Below are 4,483 nucleotides of genomic sequence, written 5' to 3' on the forward strand. Positions count from 1 at the left end.
AACTCGCCGCCCGCTACATGGCCGGAGTCCACCTCGCCGCACTCATCCTCTGGCTCCGCGAACCCCTCCGAGATCCTTTGTCAGACAGGCCCTAGGGCCCGGTCTTTGTCCGCGGCTGTGGGGTGGTTGCTCGCGCAGTTCCCCGCACCCCTCGGGTAGTCCCGGCACCCGGAGGAATCAGCTCGGCCACGGGCCTTTGGGGGCGCGGGGAACGGGGCGAGCAGCCGACCACGGGCCCGGGGAACGCCTGACGCGCGTCCGCACGGGCGAGCAACCGACCACCGGCCCGCGGACAAAGTCCTGGCCGACTATCGGGCGCTCAGTGCTGCTCGGCCTTCTTCGGGGTCACCTCGCTCGGGCGGACGATGACGTACCCCTCGCCCTGGAGCATCAGCTGCACGGCCTCGCCGGAGCCGCCGCGGATCATCGAGCCGATGGACTGCGAGCGGTGCAGCGAGGTGTTCAGGTTCGCGGTCCAGCCGACCACCGCGTCGGTGTCGACGTACACCGGCTGCTGTGCGGTGACCGGGATGACCAGCGGGTCGCCCTCGCAGACCAGGCCGAGCCGGCCCCACCCGGTGAAGACGCTGTTGAAGAGGCCGCCGCCGGCGATGCCGGAGCCCTTGACGGTCTTGATCTCGTACGAGAGGGAGGCGTCGAAGCAGAGGACGTTGCGGCCGTTGACGGTCAGGACGTCGCCCTGCTCGATGTCGACGACGAAGCAGTTCTGCGCCTCGTGCGCGAACCACGCCTCGCCCTGGCCCTTGACCGCCATCAGGGGCAGGCCCTCGCCGGTGACGGCGCGCTTGAGCATGCCGCCTATGCCCTGGCCACGGCGCTCGAACTGCAGGTCTCCGCGGTAAGCGATCATCGCTCCCTGGCGCGCGAGCATCTCGCCGTTGACCGCGTACTTGATGGACTTGGCGTTCTGCAGGGTCATTCCGGCCTCGGCGGCCGGCTGTGCCATGTGCGCCGACGAAAAAAGATCGCTCTTCATGGTCGGCATCCTGTCCCGGAAGGGTTCATTCCGCCAAGAAGCGGGGAATGGGCGGCTGGCAGACTGGTCGGGTGAGCAGTGAAGAAGCCCCCGAGACCCCCGCCCCGAGCCCGTTCCACCAGGAGCCGAACGTCCGCGACGAGGCCCCTCAATACGTCCTCCCGCTGGTCGTCCGCATCGAGAAGGCGGAGCCGCCCGCCCGCACCGACGCGCTGGAGACCGCCGCCCGGGCCGTCCTGGTGATGCTCAGCGACGAGCGGTCGCTCGGCGACGGCGAGTGGGCGCAGGCGATGCGCGACTGGCAGGATGCCAGGATCCGCAAGGTGGTGCGGCGGGCGCGCGGCGCGGAGTGGCGCAAGGCTTCGGGGCTGCCGGGCATCACGGTCACCGGGAAGTCGGCGGAGGTGCGGGTCTTTCCGCCGGTGCCGCTGGACGGCTGGCCCAAGGAGCTGGCCAAGCTCCAGGTCTCCGGGACGGACCTGGACGACCCGGCCGAGCCCGGCGCCCCCGACCCCCTCGCGCCGGTGCTGTGGCTCAACCCCGAGCTGGACATGTCGGCGGGCAAGACGATGGCCCAGGCCGGGCACGGGGCGCAGCTCGCCTGGTGGGAGCTGTCGGAGGCGGAGCGCACGGCGTGGCGCGAGTCGGACTTCGCGCTGTCGGTACGGGTGGCGCCGCGCGGGGAGTGGGTGGCGCTGACGGGCTGCGGGCTGCCGGTGGTCCGGGACGCGGGGTTCACGGAGATCGCGCCGGGGTCCTGCACGGTGGTGGCGGACCATCCGGGGCTGCGGAACCGGCTGCGCTGATCGCGAAGGGGTCGGCCGGGGCGGCCGGAGAGCCGGGCCGACCGCGGCGGCCGAAGCGGCACGGCTGAACCGGCACGACCGGATCGGTACGACCCCTTTGAACGCGCACCTTCTTGACGCGCACCCTTTTGACGCGAGCCTCTGAACGCGACACGTGTCCCATCCGTACCTCCCGGTACTGCCAAGTTGCCTGCCTGGGAGGCATGTTGATGGGACGCATCGGACGGACGGACCGGACCGTCGAACGGATCGGCATACTCGGCCGTTTCAATGGAACAGCCCTGATCATCGTGGCGCTGGCCGCCACCATCGGGGCGCTCGCCTTCCCCGTCTGGTCGTACGCCGACCGGCTCGGGACGGACCAGTCGAACCTCGACGCGGCGTCCGTGTCGACCCGCTGGGGCCCGCTCTCGCCCACCGACCGCGAGTTCGTGACCAAGGTGCGGCTGGCCGGCCTGTGGGAGCTGCCCGCCGGGCAGCAGGCGCAGGAGCGGGCGCCCAGCATGGCGGTCAAGATGGCCGGGGACCATCTCGTGACGGGCCACACCGCGCTCGACAAGCACGTACGGGACGTCGCCGCGCAGCTCGGCATGGAGCTGCCCAACCAGCCCAACGAGCAGCAGCAAGGATGGCTCAAGGAGCTGTCGGCGGCGCAGGGCCGCGACTACGAGGCCAAGTTCGCGAACCTGCTGCGGCGCGCCCACGGCAAGGTCTTCAGCCTGGTCGCCCAGGTCCGCGCCAACACCCGCAACTCGCTGGTCCGGGACCTGGCCCAGGACGCCAACCAGACGGTGCTCGACCACATCAACATGCTGGAGGCCACGGGCATGGTCGACTACGACTCGCTGGCCGCGCAGAAATAGCCCGGCCACGGCCCGCCCCGAACCTCAAATGAAGCTCTGAAGGTGGGGCGCGGCGGGTTGGCCGGGGCGCGCCGGGGCCATGACCCCTCCACACGTCATGCACGACGCCACACGTCATGCACGACGCCAGACCTCATGCACGACTCCACACGTCATGCACGACGCCACGACATCGACCCGCCGAGGAGACGACCATGGAGCTGGGGATCGGCATCGGCTGGCGGCCCGAGATCGCCGACGCGGTCGAGCGGCTGGCGGGCATCGACTGGGTGGAGGCGGTGGCCGAGAACCTCTGCCCCGGCCACCTTCCCGAGTCGTTGGTACGGCTGCGGCGGCGCGGGGTCACGGTCGTGCCGCACGGCGTCTCGCTGGGCCTGGGCGGCGCGGACCGGCCCGACGCGGGGCGCCTGGCCGATCTGGCGGCGCGGGCGGAAGCGCTGTCGGCTCCGCTGGTCACCGAGCACATCGCGTTCGTACGGGCCGGGGGCGCGCTCACCGCGTCGCCGCGTCTGGAGGCCGGGCATCTGCTGCCGGTGCCGCGCACCTGGGACGCGCTGGAGGTGCTCTGCGAGAACGTCCGCATCGCGCAGGACTGTCTGCCGGTGCCGCTCGCGCTGGAGAACATAGCGGCGCTGGTGAACTGGCCCGACGAGGACATGACGGAAGGCCAGTTCCTCGCGGAGCTGGTGGAGCGTACGGGCGTCCGGCTCCTCGTCGACGTGGCGAACCTCCACACGAACCGGGTGAACCGGGGGGAGGACCCCGCGAAGGCCCTCTCCGAGCTGCCGGTGGAGGCGATCGCGTACGTCCACGTGGCCGGCGGCGTCGAGAGGGACGGCGTGTGGCACGACACGCACGCGCATCCCGTGGGCCCGGAGGTGCTCGACGTCCTGGCGGAGCTGGTGTCGCGGGTGTCCCCGCCGGGGGTTTTGCTGGAGCGCGACGACGCGTTTCCGCCGGAGGCGGAGTTGGCGGGGGAGCTGAGGGCGATCCGTGGGGTGCTGGCGGAGGCTTCCCCCACCCCGCCCCTTCCCGAAGTCCCTCGCCGGGCGGCCGGGGGCGGAAGGAAGGGGTTCCCTGGGGGCTGCGTCCCCGGACCCCCGAGCGGGGGCTCCGCCCTTCGCACCCTCTCACGGCCCCTGAACCCCGCTTCGGCGCCCCGCCCCGGCCCCCGCTCATCAAGCGCCGGAGGGGCTGAATTGCCCGCGGCCGGGGCTCGGTCCTCCACAGGCGCGGGGAACTGCGCGACGAGCCCCAACCGGCCCGCGGAGGAAGAAACCAGCCGCCCGGCCGAGGGCGTTCGGGAAGGGGCGGGGCGGGGGACGCCCGCCGCAGGCGCCCGACTGCGCCTCGCTGTCGCGCAGGCCTCCCTGCTCTCCGCCCTCGTCGCCGGCACCCCCGTCCCGTACGGGTTCGACGCCACCCGCCTGCGCGTGCAGGCGCGGGCGCTCGCGGCGAAGCGGGCCGACGTCGTCGCGAAGGTGGCGCCGGAGCTGCCCCGCATCCTGGGGGACGCGTACCGGCCCGCGTACCTCGCGTACGCACGGAGCCGCCCCATGCGCGACGGCTACCGCCGCGACGCCCTCGACTTCGTGGAGTCCCTGCTCACCCAAGAGCTCGACGGCGACGTCGCACGGCAGTTGGGCCGCTGGTGGAAGGAGCGGGCCGGCACCCGGCCACGGGGACGGACCGCCCGCTTCCTGAAGGGGCTCGTCCGGGCCGCCTAGGGCCTGTCGTCAAATTCCCGTCTGTCCTGCGACGCCTGGCACGCACTCTCGCCGCACCGGGCGAAAGCCCACGTACGTCCAGTACGAGGG

Annotated in this window: 3 protein-coding genes and 1 pseudogene; 3 read left to right on the forward strand and 1 reads right to left on the reverse strand. The window is 72.3% G+C overall.

What is annotated here, in order from left to right; all coding sequences use genetic code 11:
- Positions 1-319 precede the first annotated feature (319 nt).
- Positions 320-997, reverse strand: a complete 678-nt coding sequence (locus AB0G17_RS37220; protein WP_361392695.1) for an AIM24 family protein — start codon at positions 995-997, stop codon at positions 320-322.
- A 47-nt stretch (positions 998-1,044) separates the two neighbouring features.
- Between AB0G17_RS37220 and AB0G17_RS37225 the strand changes: the two genes are divergently transcribed.
- The 3 genes and pseudogenes from AB0G17_RS37225 to AB0G17_RS37235 all read left to right on the forward strand — a co-directional run bounded on the left by AB0G17_RS37225 (position 1,045) and on the right by AB0G17_RS37235 (position 4,393).
- Positions 1,045-1,803: a peptidyl-tRNA hydrolase gene (locus AB0G17_RS37225; RefSeq protein ID WP_361392698.1), complete on the forward strand. Its 759-nt coding sequence runs from the start codon at positions 1,045-1,047 to the stop codon at positions 1,801-1,803.
- A 209-nt stretch (positions 1,804-2,012) separates the two neighbouring features.
- Positions 2,013-2,660 (forward strand): annotated as a pseudogene (locus AB0G17_RS37230) (DUF4142 domain-containing protein); the annotation flags it as partial.
- Positions 2,661-2,860: 200 nt separating this feature from the next.
- Positions 2,861-4,393: a DUF692 domain-containing protein gene (locus AB0G17_RS37235; RefSeq protein ID WP_361392701.1), complete on the forward strand. Its 1,533-nt coding sequence runs from the start codon at positions 2,861-2,863 to the stop codon at positions 4,391-4,393.
- Positions 4,394-4,483: the final 90 nt, after the last annotated feature.

This window comes from Streptomyces sp. NPDC023838 (assembly GCF_040639555.1).
Classification (GTDB): Bacteria; Actinomycetota; Actinomycetes; order Streptomycetales; family Streptomycetaceae; genus Streptomyces.

Coding starts and splice junctions, on each gene's coding strand:
- AB0G17_RS37220 (WP_361392695.1), bottom strand. CDS start 997: ATGAAGAGCGATCTTTTTTCGTCGGCGCACATGGCACAGCCGGCCGCC.
- AB0G17_RS37235 (WP_361392701.1), top strand. CDS start 2,861: ATGGAGCTGGGGATCGGCATCGGCTGGCGGCCCGAGATCGCCGACGCG.
- AB0G17_RS37225 (WP_361392698.1), top strand. CDS start 1,045: ATGGGCGGCTGGCAGACTGGTCGGGTGAGCAGTGAAGAAGCCCCCGAG.